Source organism: Enterobacter sp. Tr-810 (genome assembly GCF_011752765.1).
GTDB lineage: Bacteria > Pseudomonadota > Gammaproteobacteria > Enterobacterales > Enterobacteriaceae > Enterobacter > Enterobacter soli.
The window spans coordinates 25,957-45,475 of the sequence record NZ_VWWW01000007.1 but is presented as its reverse complement, the minus strand read 5'-3'; the positions used below and the strand labels follow the sequence as shown (position 1 = coordinate 45,475).

The 19,519-nt window shown below is 53.6% G+C and carries 15 protein-coding genes; 8 read left to right on the top strand and 7 right to left on the bottom strand.

Translation table 11 applies throughout. The features are described 5' to 3' along the window. Positions 1-4 precede the first annotated feature (4 nt). Both avtA and F3J30_RS18120 read right to left on the bottom strand, forming a co-directional pair. A complete protein-coding gene (gene avtA / locus F3J30_RS18125) occupies positions 5-1,261 on the bottom strand; it encodes a valine--pyruvate transaminase (RefSeq protein ID WP_014068408.1) in 1,257 nt (418 codons plus the stop codon). A 177-nt stretch (positions 1,262-1,438) separates the two neighbouring features. Next, positions 1,439-3,469 carry an alpha-amylase gene (locus tag F3J30_RS18120; RefSeq protein ID WP_166718104.1) on the bottom strand — a complete coding sequence of 677 codons (2,031 nt, stop codon included), beginning with the start codon at positions 3,467-3,469 and terminating at the stop codon, positions 1,439-1,441. Between the two features lie 314 nt (positions 3,470-3,783). Here F3J30_RS18120 and F3J30_RS18115 point away from each other — a divergent pair, with 314 nt between their 5' ends. Then, entirely contained in the window at positions 3,784-4,611 is an 828-nt protein-coding gene (locus F3J30_RS18115) for a protein bax (RefSeq protein WP_166718103.1), read from the top strand. 51 nt (positions 4,612-4,662) lie between these two features. Here the strand turns inward: F3J30_RS18115 and xylR are convergent, their stop codons facing one another. The 4 genes from xylR to xylF all read right to left on the bottom strand — a co-directional run bounded on the left by xylR (position 4,663) and on the right by xylF (position 9,641). After that, positions 4,663-5,841, bottom strand: coding sequence for a D-xylose utilization transcriptional activator XylR (xylR, locus tag F3J30_RS18110; protein ID WP_166718102.1), 1,179 nt, complete (start codon positions 5,839-5,841; stop codon positions 4,663-4,665). Positions 5,842-5,875: 34 nt separating this feature from the next. Next, entirely contained in the window at positions 5,876-7,057 is a 1,182-nt protein-coding gene (gene xylH / locus F3J30_RS18105; protein WP_014068412.1) for a xylose ABC transporter permease XylH, read from the bottom strand. Continuing rightward, positions 7,035-8,576 (bottom strand): xylose ABC transporter ATP-binding protein, encoded by a 1,542-nt coding sequence (locus F3J30_RS18100; RefSeq protein WP_166718101.1) that lies wholly within the window; start codon positions 8,574-8,576, stop codon positions 7,035-7,037. Before F3J30_RS18100 ends, xylH begins: the two co-directional genes overlap by 23 nt. 72 nt (positions 8,577-8,648) lie before the next feature. Beyond that, positions 8,649-9,641 carry a D-xylose ABC transporter substrate-binding protein gene (gene xylF / locus F3J30_RS18095; RefSeq protein ID WP_166718231.1) on the bottom strand — a complete coding sequence of 331 codons (993 nt, stop codon included), beginning with the start codon at positions 9,639-9,641 and terminating at the stop codon, positions 8,649-8,651. A 372-nt stretch (positions 9,642-10,013) separates the two neighbouring features. Here xylF and xylA point away from each other — a divergent pair, with 372 nt between their 5' ends. The 4 genes from xylA to F3J30_RS18075 all read left to right on the top strand — a co-directional run bounded on the left by xylA (position 10,014) and on the right by F3J30_RS18075 (position 14,427). Further along, complete coding sequence (gene xylA / locus F3J30_RS18090; protein ID WP_166718230.1) at positions 10,014-11,336, top strand: xylose isomerase; 1,323 nt, start codon at positions 10,014-10,016, stop codon at positions 11,334-11,336. Positions 11,337-11,409: 73 nt separating this feature from the next. After that, positions 11,410-12,864 carry a xylulokinase gene (gene xylB / locus F3J30_RS18085; protein ID WP_166718100.1) on the top strand — a complete coding sequence of 485 codons (1,455 nt, stop codon included), beginning with the start codon at positions 11,410-11,412 and terminating at the stop codon, positions 12,862-12,864. Positions 12,865-12,967: 103 nt separating this feature from the next. Further along, the gene (locus F3J30_RS18080; protein WP_166718099.1) at positions 12,968-13,507 is read left to right on the top strand and encodes an isochorismatase family protein; all 540 of its coding nucleotides are present in this window, start codon (positions 12,968-12,970) and stop codon (positions 13,505-13,507) included. Next, positions 13,507-14,427, top strand: coding sequence for a helix-turn-helix domain-containing protein (locus F3J30_RS18075; protein ID WP_166718098.1), 921 nt, complete (start codon positions 13,507-13,509; stop codon positions 14,425-14,427). The genes F3J30_RS18080 and F3J30_RS18075 overlap by 1 nt, the downstream gene beginning before the upstream one ends. Here the strand turns inward: F3J30_RS18075 and F3J30_RS18070 are convergent. After that, positions 14,420-15,415, bottom strand: coding sequence for an acyltransferase (locus F3J30_RS18070; protein ID WP_166718097.1), 996 nt, complete (start codon positions 15,413-15,415; stop codon positions 14,420-14,422). The two genes, F3J30_RS18075 and F3J30_RS18070, sit on opposite strands and share 8 nt — an antisense overlap. Positions 15,416-15,599: 184 nt before the next feature. Here F3J30_RS18070 and F3J30_RS18065 point away from each other — a divergent pair, with 184 nt between their 5' ends. From F3J30_RS18065 to glyS, 3 genes are all read left to right on the top strand, one after another. Next, complete coding sequence (locus tag F3J30_RS18065; RefSeq protein WP_166718096.1) at positions 15,600-15,905, top strand: YsaB family lipoprotein; 306 nt, start codon at positions 15,600-15,602, stop codon at positions 15,903-15,905. Between the two features lie 160 nt (positions 15,906-16,065). Next, positions 16,066-16,977 carry a glycine--tRNA ligase subunit alpha gene (gene glyQ, locus F3J30_RS18060; RefSeq protein ID WP_003860141.1) on the top strand — a complete coding sequence of 304 codons (912 nt, stop codon included), beginning with the start codon at positions 16,066-16,068 and terminating at the stop codon, positions 16,975-16,977. A gap of 9 nt (positions 16,978-16,986) precedes the next feature. Continuing rightward, the gene (gene glyS / locus F3J30_RS18055) at positions 16,987-19,056 is read left to right on the top strand and encodes a glycine--tRNA ligase subunit beta (protein WP_166718095.1); all 2,070 of its coding nucleotides are present in this window, start codon (positions 16,987-16,989) and stop codon (positions 19,054-19,056) included. Positions 19,057-19,519: the final 463 nt, after the last annotated feature.

Here is a 19,519-nt window from a genome sequence, read left to right as displayed (position 1 = left end):
GGCGTTACTGGCCGCCTTCGCGCCAGGCGATTTCAATCTCTTCTGCAAGGATTTTCACGCCAGCTTCAATTTTGTCCGGATCGGGAACGTAGTTCATACGCATACACTGGTGCGTGTGCGGCCATGGTTTATCCAGACCCGGGAAGAAGTAATCCCCTGGCACCATCAGGACGCCGCGTTTTTTCAGGCGCTGATAAAGCAGCTCCGTCGAAATCGGCAGATCCTTAAACCACAGCCACAGGAATATCGCCCCTTCCGGTTTATGGATCAGGCAGCGTTCTTCCGGTAAATAGCGGCGAAGGATCGCAATCGTCTCCTGAACGCGCTGGTAATAGAACGGTTTAATCACGTCGTTTGACAGGCGCAGCAGGTCGTTGCGTTTGATCATTTCGCACATCATCGCCGGGCCGATACCGCCAGGAGAAAGGCTGATAATGCCGTTCATGTTGGTGATGGCAGTGATGATTTTTTCGTTGGCAACGATGATGCCGCAGCGGCTACCCGGCAGGCCGAGCTTGGAAAGGCTCATGCACAGCACAATGTTGGGGTTCCAGAGCGGGCGCGCTTCGCTGAAGATGATGCCGGGGAAAGGCACGCCGTAGGCATTATCAATCACCAGCGGGATGCCGTGCTGATTTGCCAGCGCATCCAGCTTCATCAGTTCGTCATCGGTGATGACGTTGCCTGTCGGGTTGGTTGGGCGCGACACGCAGATCATGCCCGTCTCTTCGCCAATATGCAGATGCTCAAAATCGACGTGATATTTGAACTGGCCTTCCGGCAGCAGCTCGATATTCGGACGCGCAGAAACAAACAGGTCTTCTTCCAGGCCGGAATCGGCGTAGCCGATGTATTCCGGAGCCAGCGGGAACAGCACTTTTTTGGTGGTGCCGTCGGCGCGGCGCCCTGCAAAGAGGTTAAACAAGTAGAAAAATGCACTCTGACTGCCGTTTGTTAGTGCAATATTCTGTGGCTCGATATCCCAACCCAGCTCTTCACGCAGCATATCGGCAAGGAGGGTGAGCAGCTCTGTTTTACCCTGAGGGCCATCGTAATTGCAAAGCGCATCAGTCGCTTTACCGTTTTCCAGCATGTTGGCCAGCAGCGTCTGGAAATACTCATTCATCTCCGGGATTTGAGCCGGGTTTCCGCCGCCGAGCATGATTGCGCCCGGTGTGCGCAGCCCGTCGTTGAGATCCTCCATCAGGCGGGTAATGCCTGAATGGCGGGTAAATTTGTCGCCGAAAAGTGAAAACGTCATAGCAGGTGTTCTGTCGAGCTTATTATGAAAGTGGGTAACCATAACGCTAGCATCGGGCGGGTGCAAATCGAGTGAAACGATAGGGTTTATTGTTTTATGTGGTGACGGTGTGATTGTGTGGTGGATTGTTCTGCTGGTTTAACCCTCTCCCTTTCGGGAGAGGGTTACGGTGAGGGATTACTGGTTTCCCGCCCACACCACCATGGCTTTATCGCCATTATGCTCACGTACAAAACCATACCCTTGTTTTAGCGAAAGCGTGGTCTGCTTACCTTCGCCAATGGCCGGGTGGCGGGCGCGGAACTGCCCCAGGATCTGCCAGTGGGCCACGGTTAACGCCTCTTTGCCCGTGACATCCTGCCAGTTCATATCCGAACGTGTTCCCTGAAGTGGGTCAGATCCTGTAGGGCCAAATGGGCGTTCGGATTCATCCCCGTAGTAGATTTGCACGCTTCCTGGTGCCAGCAGGAGCAGCTCTGCGGCACGCTGCCCTCCTTCACGGAACAGGCGGGTATCGTGCGAAGAGAGATAGCTCAGGACGTTGAATCCCTGGAGTTTTTCCGCCATTTGCTGCCAGGTTAAGTCGATATCGGCCAGGCAATCCACCGCTTTCGCCGCCTGTTCCTGATAGTCGAAGTTGATCATTGCGTCGAAACCGTGGCGGTAATAGTCGCTTTGCATAACCCCGTGGCCCCAGGATTCGCCGGTCATCCAGAACGGGGCATCATCGAGCTTTTTGGTTGGGTTTTCTGCTTTCCACGCCTTTAACGCTGCGCTTGCCTGGTCTTTCAACTGCTGCCAGGCGGCAAGTTCGACATGTTTAGCCGTGTCGACACGGAAACCGTCGATGCCGTAATCACGTACCCACTGGCTGAGCCAGTGAGTCAGGTAATCCCGTGGCGTGTAGCCGGCAATCTCTTTGGCGCGCGTATCTGGCTTGTGTTGATAAAAGTTTGGCAGGCCGGAAGGGACGGTCGATTCCGTTTTCAGGTCAGGTAAAAACGCCAGCGACATGGTTAAGTCGTCATAACCTGGGCTGTCGTAATCACCGATATCGGTGCGTATCCATTTTTTGCCCCACCATTTTTCCCACGCGGCTTTATCACTGAAATTAATGTAGTCGTTAAAACTGTGCCAGCTCTGGCCCGCGCCCGGTTTCCAGTCAGTCCAGTGTTCGCCCAGGGTCTTTTTCAGTTCGTCGCCTTGCAGGTACAGTGCACCAAACTGGAATTCCTGCATATCGGCGAGCGTGGCGTAACCCGTGTGGTTCATTACGATATCGAACAGGATGCGGATACCGCGCTTATGGGCTTCATCAATCAGATGACGCAAGTCGTCTTCCGTGCCCATATTGGCATCCAGTTTTGTCCAGTCCTGCGTGTAGTAGCCGTGATAAGCGTAGTGAGGGAAGTCGCCTTTTGTTCCGCCGCCCACCCAGCCGTGGATCTGTTCCAGCGGGGAGCTTATCCAGAGCGCGTTAACACCCAACTGCTGTAAGTAATCGAGTTTACTCGCGAGGCCTTTGAGATCACCGCCGTGGAACGTGCCAATTTCCTGCATCCCGTCTTTATGGCGACCGTAGCTGTTGTCATTCGTCGGATCGCCATTAACGTAGCGGTCGGTCAGTACAAAGTAGACGGCAGCATTTTGCCAACTGAAGGGAGCGGGTTTGTCGGTTTCGGCGCGCTCCAGCAGCAACAACCCGTTGCTGTTAGCCGCGGGCTGAAGTGTGATTTTTCCGTTTTGCACGGTCGCGGTTTGCTTGCTGTAGAAATCGCGCACCACTGAGCCTTCCGGGAAGGTACTGCTCACGTCCAGAGTCAGCGGTTTTCCGTCCCATTTTGGGCACTGACGGATAACATTTGTCACCGGCTGTTCCGTCGCGCTCTGAATCGTCAGCATCAGGGTCGGCGTGCCAGAACGGGTATCGACACGCATCTGGTAGTCGCCATCACGGAACAGGCGCCACTGCGGCGGGGTACCTTCGCAAGGTTTAAGTGACAACATCTCGTTGAGTTTTATGGCATCAGTTGGCTGCCAGCACGTGTTGTCAAAACTCACCGTCAGAGGACGGGTACCCTTCGCGAGCTTTGCATGGCTGGTAAATATCCCGGTGCCTTCAGCGCTGAACGCGCCAAAACCCGCTGATGACCAGTCGGCGTGTGCCAGTGCGGGTAACATCAGAAAAGCTAATGCAGTGCGTTTCATTCCATTTTCCTGTCGCGGCATTTTTGACCAGTGTGCCACCAGGTAAAGTCGAGAAACTCATCCCTTTGCGCTTTCTGAGAGGGTGATGCGAAAGGATGAGTGATCCCGCGCAAAATTAAGCAGTTATCTGCGATAACGCACACAATTTTTCAGGAATGATGTTTTAGTGAGCAACTTTTAGGTGACATAGTTTCGGAATTGGACTATTTCTTTAGGTGCTCTGGAAGTCTATTTTTGATATGATTTGAGATTCCGCTCTCAAATTTGTGAAAAAAATAAGGTGTTGGAATGTTTAAATCCGACCAGGAGACCTAATGATATCGACTCCCATTCGACGATTTGGGGCTACGATACTCATGTTACTCACCGTGTCATTTTCAGGTGAGGTGCTTGCGAAAACGCACACGGATACATCGAGTCACAAAGCCCACGTCATAAAGACGACGAGTAAAAGTAAGGTCAGCAGTAAACAAGAGTATTCTCGCAATAGTGCAAAGAGTAGTTCACTTCCTGATTTGCGAAAATACCCTTCCGGGACACCAAGGAAAAAAGCGTTTCTCCGGACGGTAATGCCTTATATTACAAGTCAAAATGCCGCGATTACTGCGGATCGTAACTGGCTGACATCAAAGCAGTACGATAGCCGCTGGTCGCCATCTGAACGCACGCGTCTGAAAGAAATCGCACAACGCTACAAGGTCAGCTGGAACGGTAACACGCGTCGCGTGCCGTGGAATGCGTTGTTAGAGCGTGTGGATATCATCCCGGGCAGCATGGTAGCAACCATGGCCGCAGCCGAAAGTGGCTGGGGGACGTCAAAGCTGGCGCGTAGCAACAATAATCTCTTCGGTATGAAGTGTGTCAAAGGCCGTTGTAACAATGCGCCTGGTAAGGTGAAAGGGTATTCACAGTTTGAGTCTGTGAAAGACTCTGTGAACGCCTATGTGGTGAACCTGAACACGCACCCGGCATACTCCTCATTCCGTAAGTCACGCGCTCAGCTGCGTAAAGCGGATCAGGAAGTGACGGCAAGCACGATGATCCACAAGCTGAAAGGTTATTCCACCCAGGGACAGAGCTATAACAACTATCTGTTCGCGATGTACCAGGATAACCAGCGTTTAATCGCCGCACATATGTAATCCTCAAAAAAACGCCTTCCATTGGAAGGCGTTTTTCATTTCTGCATCAGGTTAAATCAACACTTCACTGTGACGCTCCCGATACTCCTTCGGCGTGGTGTCGTACTCTTTCTTGAATACCGAATAGAAGTATTGCAGCGATGGGTAACCACACATCTGCGATATCTCGTTGATCGACAGCGAGGTAGAGACAAGCAGGCTGCGTGCTTTTTCCAGTTTTTCGGCGTGAATAACTGCATGGATGGTTTCGCCAACCTCTTCCTTGAAGCGTTTTTCCAGGTTGGAGCGCGAGATGCCAACCGAATCCAGCACCTGATCGACCTTGATACCTTTGCAGGCATGGTTGCGAATGTAGTGCATGGCCTGGATCACGGCCGGGTCGTTGAGGGAGCGGTAATCGGTAGAACGCCGTTCCACCACGCGAACGGGAGGAACCAGTAAACGCTGGAGTGGCAAGGCTTCGTTATCCAGCAGCCGGTGGAGTAATTTTGCCGCCTGATACCCCATCTGGCGGGTTCCCTGTGCAACCGACGACAGCGCCACGCGTGACAGATAACGGGTAAGCTCTTCGTTATCAATACCGATAACGCACAGCTTTTCGGGAACGGGAATGTGTAAATGCTCGCAGACCTGTAGCACATGGCGGGCACGAGCATCGGTCACCGCGATAATGCCGGTTTGCGGAGGCAAGGTTTGCAGCCAGTCCGCAAGGCGGTTTTGCGCGTGCTGCCAGTTTTCAGGCGCAGTTTCCAGCCCCTGATACACCACCCCACGATACTTCTCCTGCGCAACCAGCTGGCAGAAGGCGTATTCACGCTCCATTGCCCAGCGCTTACCGCTTGAGGCGGGCAGGCCATAAAATGCAAAACGATGAACACCTTTCTCTTTTAAATGCAAAAAGGCACTTTCGACCAGCGCATGATTATCGGTCGCGATATAGTTAACTGGCGGGTAGTTTTCGGGTGAATGGTAAGAGCCGCCAACGCCCACAATCGGGACGTCGACGTCGGTAAGCAACTGTTCGATGACGGGATCGTCGTAATCAGCGATCACGCCATCGCCAAGCCAGTCTTTGATATTTTCAATGCGAGCCCTGAAATCCTCTTCGATGAAAATATCCCACTCCGATTGCGACGCCTGCAAATATTCGCCTACACCTTCAACCACCTGGCGGTCGTAGGCTTTGTTGGCATTGAATAACAACGTAATGCGGTGACGCTTCTCAAACATGGCTTACTTTCCCAAATAAGTAACAATGCTGTTATCAGGCCCGTCGCTTGGTTGCAGAGTCCATCCATACTGCCAACAACAGAATGGCCCCCTTGACGATATACTGCCAAAAGGTCGGGACGTCCATCATACTCATTCCGTTATCCAGCGAAGCCATAATAAATGCCCCCATCACTGCGCCCGCCACGCTGCCGACACCCCCGGCGAGGCTGGTGCCACCAATGACGCAGGCCGCGATGGCATCCAGTTCGGCGATGTTCCCTGCAGACGGCGAACCGGCACCCAGACGTGAACTGAGTATCAGCCCGGCGATCGCCACCATCAGGCCGTTAATGGCAAAGACGGCGAGCTTAGTGCGTTCGACATTAATACCCGACAGTCGCGCTGCCTCCAGGTTGCCGCCAATTGCATAAATACGGCGACCAAATGCGGTGCGCGTGGCCATAAACATGCCCGCCAGCAGCAGAAGTGCTAACAGCAACACCGGGGTCGGTACGCCACGATAGTCGTTCAGAAGCCAGATGGCACCCAGCACAATCACCGCAGTCAGCGCCTGACGCCCGACAACCGATGTCGGCGGAGCTGAGGCCAATCCCAGCGCCTGACGGCGCATACGCCCGCGCCACTGCCAGGCAACGAAGGCCATTAACCCTACCACACCGAGCGTGAAGCCTAAGCCACCAGAGAGATAGCTCTGCCCAATTTGTGACATGGATGCGCTGGTCGGCGACACGGTTGTGCCGTTAGTAATACCAATCAAAATGCCACGGAAGGCCAGCATCCCGGCAAGCGTGACAATAAACGAGGGCACTTTGCGATAGGCAACCCACCATCCATTCCATGCCCCGAGCACCAGGCCCATGATCAGCGTGACGGCGACAGTGAGCGGCAACGGCCAGCCTAACCAGACATCGAAAATGGCGGCTACACCGCCAAGCAGGCCCATCATTGAACCAACGGAGAGGTCTATCTCGGCGGAGATAATCACAAATACCATACCCACTGCCAGGATGCCTGTGATGGCCGTCTGGCGCAGCAGGTTGGAAACGTTACGTGCGCTCAGGTAAGAGCCATCGGTCATCCAGGTAAAAAACAGCATGATGACGATAATCGCGGCAATCATGACAAAGACTTGCAGGTTCAGTAGCTTAAGCCCCGCGAACGCGCCTGGCGTCGGTGCAGCGACTTTAAGATCAGACGGATTGCTTTTCGACATGGCGTTCGCTCCTTAATGCGGCTTCCATCACCTGCTCTTGTGTCAGGCTTTGGTTAATCAGGTTGGCTTTTAATTTCCCTTCATGCATGACCAGCACGCGGTCGCTCAGACCAAGCACTTCAGGGAGCTCAGAAGAAATGACAATGACCGCAATCCCTTGCTGCACAAGCTGATTAATCAGTTTGTAGATTTCGTATTTTGCACCGATGTCGATCCCGCGCGTCGGCTCATCCAGAATCAAAATGCGTGGATTGAGCAGCAGGCAGCGCGCCAGTATCGCTTTTTGTTGATTACCCCCACTCAGGCGACCAATGGCCAGTTCCGGGGAGGAGGTTTTTACCTTAAGCCTGGCGAGCGACTGGAGAATGCACTGCTGCTCGGCGGCATCGTCGAGGCTGCTGAGTGCACCAGAAAACTGATTAAGGGCGGCAAGAGTGATGTTTTTACCCACGGCCATAACCGGAACGATGCCGTCTTTTTTGCGGTCTTCCGGCACCATCGCGATGCCCTGAGCGATGGCCTGCTGGCAGCTGTCGATATGAACCGGCTGGCCATCAATATAAATACTGCCTTCCCAGCGCCCCGGCCAGACGCCGAACAGGCACTGTACGGCTTCGGTTCGCCCGGCGCCGACCAGCCCGGCGATGCCGAGGATCTCGCCGCGGTGAAGTGAGAAGGAGACATTGTTCACGCGCTTAATGTGGCGGTTAACGGGGTGCCATGCGGTCAGGTTTTCAACGCGCAAAACCTCATCCCCAATGCTGTGGGGTTCGTTCGGATACAGTGCGGTGAGCTCGCGCCCGACCATCATGGTAATGATGTCATCTTCGCTCATGCCTGCTGCTTCGCGAGTGCCGATGTGCTGACCATCGCGGATCACGCAGATGGTGTCCGAAATAGCTTTCACTTCATTGAGTTTGTGCGAAATGTAGATGCAGGCAATGCCGTGGTGTTGCAGGTCGCGGATGATGTTGAGCAGGACGGCCGTTTCCTGTTCGGTAAGTGATGCCGTCGGTTCATCGAGTATTAACAGCCGCACCTGCTTGTTCAGCGCTTTGGCAATTTCAACCAACTGCTGTTGGCCAAGCCCTAAATCCCCCACGCGGGTATTGGGTGAAATCGCAAGGCTCACCTGCGCCAGCAGCTTTTCACAGCGCAGCGTCATGGTGTCGTAATCCAGCACGCCGTGACGTGAAATCTCAGCGCCCAGGAAGATATTTTCCAGCACGGTGAGATGCTTAACCAGTGCCAGCTCCTGATGAATGATAGCGATGCCTTTGCGTTCGGTATCGCGGATGTGTGTGGCCTGAATCACCTCACCGGCAAAGACGATTTCGCCGTCGTAGCTGCCGTGAGGATAGATCCCGCACAACACTTTCATCAGCGTTGATTTACCCGAACCGTTTTCACCGCACAGTGAAACCACCTCTCCGGCGTTGAGCCGCAGGCTGACGTTATCGACAGCTTTCACCGCGCCGAAAGCTTTGGTGATGCTTTTCATTTCTAGTAAATAAGGCATAACTGCTCCACATGACCCGAAGTAAGAACAGCACAAGTCGATGCGCCCCCGCAGGGCAGGGGCAGCGCTGGATTACAGTTCACTCTTTTTGTGGAAACCGTCTTTAATCACGGTGGCGTCAATGTTCTCTTTATTGACTTCGATCGGGGTGAGCAGGCGAGACGGAACATCTTTCAGGCCGTTGTTCAGGCTAGTGTCTGCTTTAGGTTGTTGGTTACTGCCAAGCTCAACGGCAATTTCAGCTGCCGTGTTGGCGAGCTCGGTGATGGGTTTGTAAACAGTCATGGTTTGCGTGCCGGCGATAATACGTTTAACACCCGCGAGATCGGCATCCTGACCTGAAATCGCGACTTTACCGGCAAGGCCCTGCGCACTGAGTGCCTGAATGGCACCGCCTGCTGTTGCATCATTGGACGCAACAACAGCGTCAATTTTGTTGTTATTGGCGGTTAAGGCGTTTTCCATAATTTTCAGCGCATTTTCTGGAAGCCAGCCATCTGCCCATTGATCGCCAACCACTTTAATCTTGCCATCGTCAATATATGGCTTAAGTACTTTCATTTGTCCTTCACGGAACAGTTTGGCGTTGTTATCGACCGGTGAGCCGCCCATCAGGAAATAATTCCCCTGAGGCACTTTATCAACCAGACTTTTTGCCTGTAATTCACCCACTTTTTCATTATCGAATGAAATATAAAAATCAATATCCGCATTATTAATCATGCGATCGTAGGCTAAAACTTTTATACCTTCTTGTTTTGCTTCTTTAACTACGTTACTTAACACCTGGCCGTTATAGGGGATAATGACCAGAACATCTACGCCGCGGTTAATCATATTCTCGATTTGCGACATTTGGGTTTCTTCGTTGCCGTTAGCCGACTGAACAAACACCTGTGCGCCAAGCGATTCCGCTTTTTTCACAAAAATATCGCGATCTTTTTGCCAGCGTTCAAGGCGCAAATCGTCAATAGCCATGCCGATTTTTACCTCTTTTGCATGACCAGCAAAGCTTGCAAGCAGGAGAGTAGTGCAGAGAGTAAGGGACAGGTTCTTTATCTTCATAATTATAGGGCCTTTTTGTAGGTGATGTGCTGCTGAGATAAAAGAAACATTCACTGCTGTAGATGCAGCAAATTTTTAACGTGGAATGGCTGGCTGGCAATTACAGATTTTTATCTTCTCGTTATGATATTTGGTTTATTTCTGAATTTATGACCGCGATCTGATTTTAAAAAGCGTAACTTATTAATTACACGCAAATCTGGAATAAACGCCGAAAAAATAGTTTGCCTGCGCATTATTTTGCGAGCCAGCGCACAGTTGTGCATTCTCTCAATAGCAGTGTGAAATAACGTAATTGAGCAAGTCAGAATGTCTATTCACTATTACTCCAGTATCGACTACTCGCCGCATCCCTTGATTATGGAGCTCAATATGCAAGCTTATTTCGACCAACTCGATCGCGTTCGTTACGAAGGCCCGAAAACGTCCAATCCTTTAGCATTTCGTCACTACAACCCGGATGAGCTGGTGCTGGGTAAGCGCATGGAAGACCATTTGCGCTTTGCCGCCTGTTACTGGCACACCTTCTGCTGGAATGGCGCCGATATGTTCGGTGTGGGTTCCTTCGATCGCCCGTGGCAGCAACCCGGCGAGGCCATTGAGCTGGCGAAGCGTAAAGCGGATGTTGCGTTTGAATTCTTCCACAAGCTGAACGTGCCGTATTACTGCTTCCACGATGTGGATGTGTCACCGGAAGGCGCATCCCTGAAAGAGTATCTGAACAACTTTGCACAAATGGTTGACGTGCTGGCAGCGAAACAGCAGCAAAGTGGCGTGAAGCTGCTGTGGGGCACAGCAAACTGCTTCACTAACCCGCGTTATGGTGCCGGTGCGGCAACAAACCCTGACCCAGAAGTGTTCAGCTGGGCCGCCACCCAGGTGGTGACCGCAATGAACGCAACCCATCAGCTGGGTGGCGAGAACTACGTTCTCTGGGGTGGGCGCGAAGGTTATGAAACCCTGCTGAACACCGATTTGCGCCAGGAGCGTGAACAGATTGGTCGCTTTATGCAGATGGTTGTCGAGCATAAACACAAAATCGGTTTCCGCGGCACGTTGCTGATTGAGCCAAAACCGCAAGAGCCAACCAAGCATCAGTACGATTATGACGTTGCCACCGTGTATGGCTTCCTGAAGCAGTTTGGTCTGGAAAAAGAGATCAAAGTGAATATCGAAGCCAACCACGCCACGCTGGCGGGTCACTCTTTCCATCATGAAATCGCTTCTGCCATTGCGCTCGGTATCTTTGGTTCTGTTGATGCGAACCGTGGCGATGCACAGCTGGGCTGGGATACCGATCAGTTCCCGAACAGCGTTGAAGAAAATGCGCTGGTGATGTACGAAATCATCAAAGCAGGTGGCTTCACCACGGGTGGCCTGAACTTCGACGCCAAAGTGCGCCGTCAGAGCACTGACAAATATGACCTGTTCTACGGCCATATTGGCGCGATGGACACCATGGCGCTGGCGCTGAAAGTCGCGGCTCGTATGATTGAAGACGGTGAGCTGGATAAACGCGTTGCGAAGCGTTATAGCGGCTGGAACAGTGAGCTGGGCCAGCAAATTTTGAAAGGCCAGTTATCGCTTGCCGACATCGCGAAGTACGCTGAACAGCATCATCTGGCACCGCAGCATCAAAGCGGACATCAGGAATTGCTGGAAAACCTGGTGAATCACTACCTGTTCGATAAGTAACAGCGAGCTGAAGACGTGCATAGGCCCGGTAAGCGTAACGCCACCGGGCATTTCTGTTAAAGGAGTCACCGCAATGTATATCGGGATCGATCTTGGCACATCGGGTGTGAAAGCCATCCTGCTCAGCGAGCAGGGCGAAGTGTTAGCAACACAGACTGAAAAGCTTCAGGTTTCACGCCCGCATCCGCTGTGGTCGGAACAGGACCCGGAGCAATGGTGGCAGGCGACGGATCGTGCGATGAAGGCGCTGGATGAACAACACAGCCTGCGTGATGTAAAAGCGCTCGGCATTGCCGGGCAAATGCATGGCGCTACGCTGCTTGATAGCGAGCACCGCGTGTTGCGCCCGGCTATTCTCTGGAACGATGGCCGTTGCGGTGAAGAGTGCGCCATTCTGGAAGGCCGCGTGCCCACTTCCCGGGAGATAACGGGCAACCTGATGATGCCAGGTTTTACCGCACCAAAACTGCTGTGGGTGCAACGCCATGAACCTGAGGTGTTCCGTCAGGTCGCCAAAGTGCTGCTGCCGAAAGATTATCTGCGTTTTCGTATGACGGGTGATTTCGCCAGCGATATGTCCGACGCGGCGGGCACCATGTGGCTCGATGTGGCCAAACGCGACTGGAGTGAAGCTATGCTCGATGCCTGCCATCTGACGCGCGATCATATGCCGGCGCTTTTTGAAGGCAGCGAGATCACAGGGACATTACAGCCCGCCGTTGCTAAAAGCTGGAACATGCCGGCTGTGCCGGTGGTGGCCGGTGGTGGTGATAATGCGGCTGGTGCTGTGGGTGTCGGGATGGTTGATGCGGGGCAGGCGATGCTCTCGCTGGGGACATCCGGCGTCTATTTTGCGGTTAGCGATGGCTATCGCAGCAACCCTGAAAATGCCGTGCACAGTTTCTGCCATGCCCTTCCGGGTAAGTGGCATCTGATGTCGGTGATGCTGAGTGCGGCATCCTGCCTTGACTGGGCGGCAAAACTGACCGGATTGGCCGATGTCCCGACGCTGATTGCGGCGGCGCAGCAGGCGGATGAAAACGCAGGTACCGTCTGGTTTTTACCTTATCTTTCCGGCGAGCGTACGCCGCATAACAACCCTGAAGCCAAAGGCGTCTTTTTTGGGCTGACGCATCAGCATGGCCCGGCAGAGCTGGCGCGTGCGGTGCTCGAAGGCGTGGGTTATGCACTGGCTGACGGGATGGACGTCGTACACGACTGCGGACTAAAACCCGGCAGTATCACCCTGATTGGTGGAGGCGCCAGGAGCAGCTACTGGCGGCAGATGCTGTCTGATATCAGCGGGTTGCAGCTGGACTACCGGACGGGTGGTGATGTAGGCCCTGCGTTGGGGGCAGCGCGTCTGGCGCAGATTGCCCTGAATCCGGATACGCCGCTTGCACAGCTATTGCCGCAGCTTGCACTTGAACAGGCGCATGTGCCCGATGCTAAACGCCATGCACAGTACGCTGAAAGGCGCGATGTGTTTCGTAAAATCTACCAGCAGCTGCTGCCGTTAATGTCATAAAAGCGGTTGTCTGGAAGAGGCATGAGGATGTCCTTTTTTGGTCTGTTCGCGACCTCGTTTCCTCGCCAGGATAAGGTTACACCCACTGGCGAGGAGAACTATCATGTCACGTATTGCTTTACTTAATATCGATACTCAACAGTCTTTCCATCATCGTGATTACTGGCAGGAGAAGGATATTCCCGCTTTCCAGCAGGCGATGCTTGGGCTGATCGAAGGCTGCGAATCGCGCAACATTCCCGTTGTTGATATCTTTCATGTCGACGAAGACGGCCCCTTCTCACTGCAAAGTGGCTATGTCAAACCGATGGCCTTTTTACGTCATCGTCCTGCCGTAGTATTTCAGAAACACGTCCATAATGCCTTTACCGATACCGGTCTTGATCGCTGGCTGCGAGAGCGTGATATCAACCAGTTGATTATTTGCGGCATTCGCACCGAGCAGTGCTGTGAAACAACCGCCCGTGTGGCCTCCGATTTGGGCTATGCTGTGACCTTTGTTAGCGAGGCAACGCTCACGTTTCCGATGACGCATAAGGGGATCACCCTCAGCGCAGACGAACTGCGCCATCGCACCGAGACGGTGCTGGCTGGGCGATTTGCCGATATTAAAACCGTCGCGCAGGCGCTGGAGTCACTTTAATGAGCATCGACGTCTGGTTCGTCATGCTGCCAGGGGTGTTGTCATTAGACATGACCGGCCCTGCAGAAACCTTCGTGCTGGCAGGCGATGCATTTCGCCTGCATTACATTGGCCCGCAGCCCGAAGTCCCGACGTCGATTGGCCTGTCGATGGGGGGCATCCAGCCCTTGCCGGATACCCTGCCTGCGGGGAGTTTGCTGGTGCTGCCAGGCGTCAGCGACTCCCGCTATCAGTTTTCAACGCCGCAAGCGAAGGGTATTCAGAACTGGTTGATGCGCCTGCAACCGCAAATTCACCATCAGGACATTACTGTCATGTGCGTCTGTTCAGGGGCTTTGCTGGCGGCGAAATCCGGTTTGCTGAATGGCAGGCAGTGCACAACGCATCACGATGTCATTGACCGTTTGCGCAGTGCGGCACCGACGGCCGCGATCAAAGAGAATCGCATATTCGTTCAGGATGGAAGTATCTGGACCAGCGCCGGGATCACGTCGGGTATCGATCTGGCGCTGCACATGATCAACCGTCTTTGCGGGCCGGAAAAGGCGCTGGCCGTGGCGCGTGAGATGGTGGTCTGGTTCCGTCGCTCTGGCGACGACCCGCAGCTATCCCCCTGGTTACGCTATCGCAACCATATTCATCCTGCCATCCACCGTGCGCAAGATGCCCTCACCGCAGAGCCGCAAAAAGCGTGGAGCCTGCCGGATATCGCTGCCCTTGCGCACGTCAGCCCGCGCCATTTGACCCGGCTTTTTCAGGCCCATTTAGGGATAAGCGTTCGGGATTACCTGGAGCAATTGCGTCTGGCGGTGGCAGAGCAGTGGTTATTGCAGGGACGGGGAGTGGAGCAGGCGTCACTGGCGGCAGGGTTTTCCTCCCCGCGCCAGTATCGCCGCGCCAGGCAGCGCATCGTTAACTGACGAAACGGCGAGTATCGATCTTCTGTAGCAGCATCGACAACAACAAACTCACGGCCAGCGTGGCGGCAAAAATCCAGACAATATCCAGCAACGGCCAGCTTTTCAGCTCCACCCCTCGGGTCCGCAGGGCGTGGATCACCAGCGCATGAAAGCCGTAAATCCCCAGAGAATGCTGCGAGATAAACCCAAGCCAGGGAAGAGGGCGAGCATTCAGCGTATTTTTGACCAGCGTCAGCAGGGAAACGGCACAGATAAAGACCATCGGCCCGCAGTAGAGATACCACGTATCAGCGAAGTTACCGCGCCATTGCAGTTCGTACAGCGTCCCGCGGGAGATAATCACCACGCCGATGATAAAAATGGCGGCGCATAGCCCATTAAGCCCACGCTTTTGCGTGTCCATCATACCAATGGCGCGCCCCAACATGCCGTAGAGAATGTAGTAGAACGTATCACCACTGATATAGAGATTGACTGGCAACCATTCAAATCCCCCTATTTTTTGCGACACCGTATTGGGGTTGGCTACCACGCCAATCACCACCATTAGCGCCAGCAGCATTTTTCCACTCACTTTTTTTACCTGAATCAGCGGAGAAACCAGATAGATAACGATAATCGCGAAGAAGAACCACAGATGGTAGAACACCGGCTTTTGCAGCAGATACTTGAGTGAAAGCCCGGCGTTAATCGAGGTAAACAGCGTGATGTAGAGCAGCGCAATGGCGCTGTAAAACAGCAGACATGAGGCGATGCGCATGAAATGCTTCGGCTGCGCGCTGCGCTCACCAAAAAAGAGAAAGCCAGAAATCATAAAGAACAACGGCACGCTGACGCGGGACGCAGAGTTCAGAATATTGGCGATATCCCAGTTAACGTGACTGATACTGTGGGCGTTAGTGACATACCAGGTGGTGGTATGGATCATCACCACCATCAGACAGGCTATTCCTCGCAGGTTATCAATCCAGTTAATTTTCGACTGCATCAGTTCCTCTGTTGTCCTGTTAAAAAAAGTGTGACTGCCAATACGCGAAAGCCTCTCGTTGGAAAATTCTGAGTTTTATTATGCGGGCTTGTACGGAGGCCGCGAGATTCGCAGAATGCCAAACCTTAATCTATAAAAGCTTTGATACTAAAAATAACAGCCACAGACCAGGCCGGTAATAAAAATGATGATGAAGCGTGTGGCGTCACTCTTTCTGCTGCTTATGCTGGCAGGATGCAGTGCTTCGCAAGATGCCCCTGTGCAAAAAGCGCAGCAGGGTAAAATGAGTCCTGAACGTTCTTTGGATATGGAGCAGCTGTGCAAAGATCAGGCTGCCCACCGCTATAACACTGGCATGGAGAAAATCGATGTCACGGGCTTTGAACGGTTTCAGGGCAGTTTCGAGATGCGGGGACATACCTCTCGTAAAGAGGGCTTTGTCTGTTCTTTTGACGCAGACGGCCAGTTTTTACACCTCTCGATGCGCTAACATGTTCGTATAATCAGCAGCCAGACCGGGCAAGTCTTCTGGCTGAAAGGCTTATTTCCCAATTTTCCCTAAACAAACCCGTTTCGTACTGTATATCTTGCAGTCAGCGGGTATACTGATCCCTTCCATTAAAAACCACACGTATCCAGCACGACATACTATGCAAAAGTTTGATACCAAGACCTTCCAGGGCCTGATCCTGACCTTACAGGATTACTGGGCTCGTCAGGGCTGTACCATTGTTCAACCTTTGGACATGGAAGTAGGCGCAGGCACTTCACACCCGATGACCAGCTTACGCGCGTTGGGGCCAGAACCAATGGCAACGGCTTATGTGCAGCCATCCCGCCGCCCTACTGATGGCCGTTACGGCGAAAACCCGAACCGTTTACAGCACTACTATCAGTTCCAGGTTGTGATTAAGCCATCACCGGATAACATTCAGGAGCTGTACCTCGGGTCGCTGAAAGAGCTGGGTATGGATCCAACTATCCACGACATTCGTTTCGTGGAAGATAACTGGGAAAACCCAACGCTGGGTGCCTGGGGTCTGGGCTGGGAAGTGTGGCTGAACGGTATGGAAGTGACTCAGTTCACTTACTTCCAGCAGGTTGGTGGTCTGGAATGTAAACCGATTACCGGTGAAATCACCTACGGTCTGGAACGTCTGGCTATGTACATTCAGGGCGTAGACAGCGTTTACGACCTGGTCTGGAGCGACGGCCCACTGGGTAAAACCACGTACGGCGACGTGTTCCATCAGAACGAAGTGGAGCAATCCACCTATAACTTCGAATACGCAGATGTGGACTTCCTGTTCACGTGCTTCGAGCAGTATGAGAAAGAAGCCCAGCAGCTGCTGGCGCTGGAGACTCCGCTGCCGCTGCCTGCTTATGAGCGTATTCTGAAGGCCGCCCACAGTTTCAACCTGCTGGACGCCCGCAAGGCTATCTCCGTGACTGAACGTCAGCGCTACATTCTGCGTATTCGTACTCTGACCAAAGCCGTTGCAGAAGCTTACTACGCGTCCCGTGAAGCCCTTGGCTTCCCGATGTGCAATCGAAATAAATAAGAGGCGGCCATGTCTGAGAAAACTTTCCTGGTGGAAATCGGCACCGAAGAGCTGCCACCAAAAGCCCTGCGCAGCCTGGCTGAATCTTTTGCTGCGAACGTGACCGCCGAGCTGGATAACGCTGGCCTGGCGCACGGTAAAATTGAATGGTTTGCTGCACCGCGTCGTCTGGCGCTGAAAGTGGCCAACCTGGCGGCTTCTCAGCCCGATCGTGAAGTGGAAAAACGTGGCCCGGCGATTGCTCAGGCGTTCGACGCTGAAGGTAAACCAAGCAAGGCGGCGGAAGGCTGGGCGCGTGGTTGCGGTATCACCGTTGACCAGGCTGAGCGTCTGACCACTGACAAAGGCGAGTGGCTGCTGTATCGCGCCCATGTCAAAGGCGAAAGTGCAGAAGCACTGCTGCCAGACATGATTGCGACTTCTCTGGCGAAACTGCCGATTCCAAAACTGATGCGCTGGGGTGCGTCTGACGTGCACTTCGTGCGTCCGGTTCACACCGTGACCCTGCTGCTGGGTGACACCGTTGTTCCAGCCACCATTCTGGGTGTGGCATCCGATCGCGTGATCCGCGGCCACCGCTTTATGGGCGAGCCGGAGTTCACCATCGACAACGCCGATCAGTATCCTCAGATCCTGCTGGAGCGCGGTAAAGTCATTGCTGACTATGAGCTGCGTAAAGCGAAGATCAAAGCTGATGCAGAAGAAGCCGCGCGCAAGATTGGCGGTAACGCTGACCTGAGCGAAAGCCTGCTGGAAGAAGTCACCTCTCTGGTCGAGTGGCCGGTTGTGCTGACGGCTAAGTTCGAAGAGAAGTTCCTGGCGGTTCCGGCTGAAGCGCTGGTGTACACCATGAAGGGTGACCAGAAGTACTTCCCGGTCTATGCCAACGACGGCAAACTGCTGCCAAACTTCATCTTTGTGGCGAACATTGAGTCCAAAGATCCGGTCCAGATTATTTCCGGTAACGAGAAAGTGGTTCGCCCACGTCTGGCGGATGCGGAGTTCTTCTTTAATACTGACCGCAAAAAACGCCTGGAAGACCATCTGCCGCGCTTGCAGACCGTACTGTTCCAGCAACAGCTGGGTACGCTGCGTGACAAAACCGACCGTATTGCAGAGCTGTCCGGCTGGATCGCTCGTGAAATCGGTGCCGATGTGAACCACGCAACCCGCGCGGGCCTGCTGTCTAAATGCGACCTCATGACCAACATGGTGTTCGAATTTACCGACACCCAGGGCGTGATGGGGATGCACTACGCGCGTCACGATGGCGAAGCAGAAGATGTGGCGGTTGCTCTGAACGAGCAGTATCAGCCGCGCTTTGCGGGTGACGATCTGCCGTCCAACCCGGTTGCCTGCGCCGTCGCGATTGCCGACAAAATGGACACCCTGGCGGGTATCTTCGGCATCGGCCAGCATCCAAAAGGTGACAAAGACCCGTTTGCGCTGCGTCGTGCCGCACTGGGTGTGCTGCGTATCATCGTTGAGAAGAACCTGAACCTTGATCTGCAAACCCTGACCGAAGAAGCCGTTCGTCTGTACGGCGACAAGCTGACTAACGCGAAAGTGGTGGATGACGTTATCGACTTCATGCTCGGCCGTTTCCGCGCCTGGTATCAGGACGAAGGTTATACTGTCGACACCATTCAGGCGGTTCTGGCGCGTCGTCCAACCCGTCCGGCAGACTTCGATGCGCGTATGAAGGCGGTATCTCACTTCCGTACTCTGGAAGCAGCATCTGCGCTGGCTGCGGCTAACAAACGTGTATCCAATATCCTGGCAAAATCCGACGAAACGCTGAACGAGCGTGTAAACGCTGCGACGCTGAAAGAGCCGGAAGAGATCGCCCTGGCGATGCAGGTTGTGGTGCTGCGTGACAAGCTGGAGCCATTCTTCGCGGAAGGCCGTTATCAGGAAGCGCTGGTCGAACTGGCTGAACTGCGTGAGCCGGTTGATGCCTTCTTCGAGAAAGTGATGGTGAACGTAGAAGATAAAGATCTGCGTGTGAACCGTCTCTCTATGCTCGAAAAACTGCGTGAGCTGTTCCTGCGCGTGGCGGATATTTCGCTGCTCCAGTAATGTGCCCGTTGTTACAAACGCTAAAAACCCGCTTCGGCGGGTTTTTTTATGGCGCAGCGTTGTGTTAGCCGATGGCGGCAGGGAAGCGTTCATCAGCAACGGACTACCCCCTCTCCTCTTTGGGGAGAGGGCTGGGGTGAGGGGGAACATACAGCTGAGGCGGTCATTCCGTTCACTTTATGTTCCTTGCTACTCTGTCACCACATTACCGGTGAACGTGCCAGGGGGGCTCACCGCCACCACCCTGGCCTACAGGAAACGCTTCGGCGATTTTCAGCCGGACCATGGCGTCGCTGTAGATCTTTTATTTTAATGACGTCATTAATCGCTTCGGTAAGGACAAAAATTACAGAGGAACCCTCACCCCAAAGAGAGTGCGATTCTGTTTCGCCCAAAAATTAACCTTGAAACGGTTAACAAATTACCGTTATCCTTATGCCCGTTAACTTTTTCCCTCTGGAGC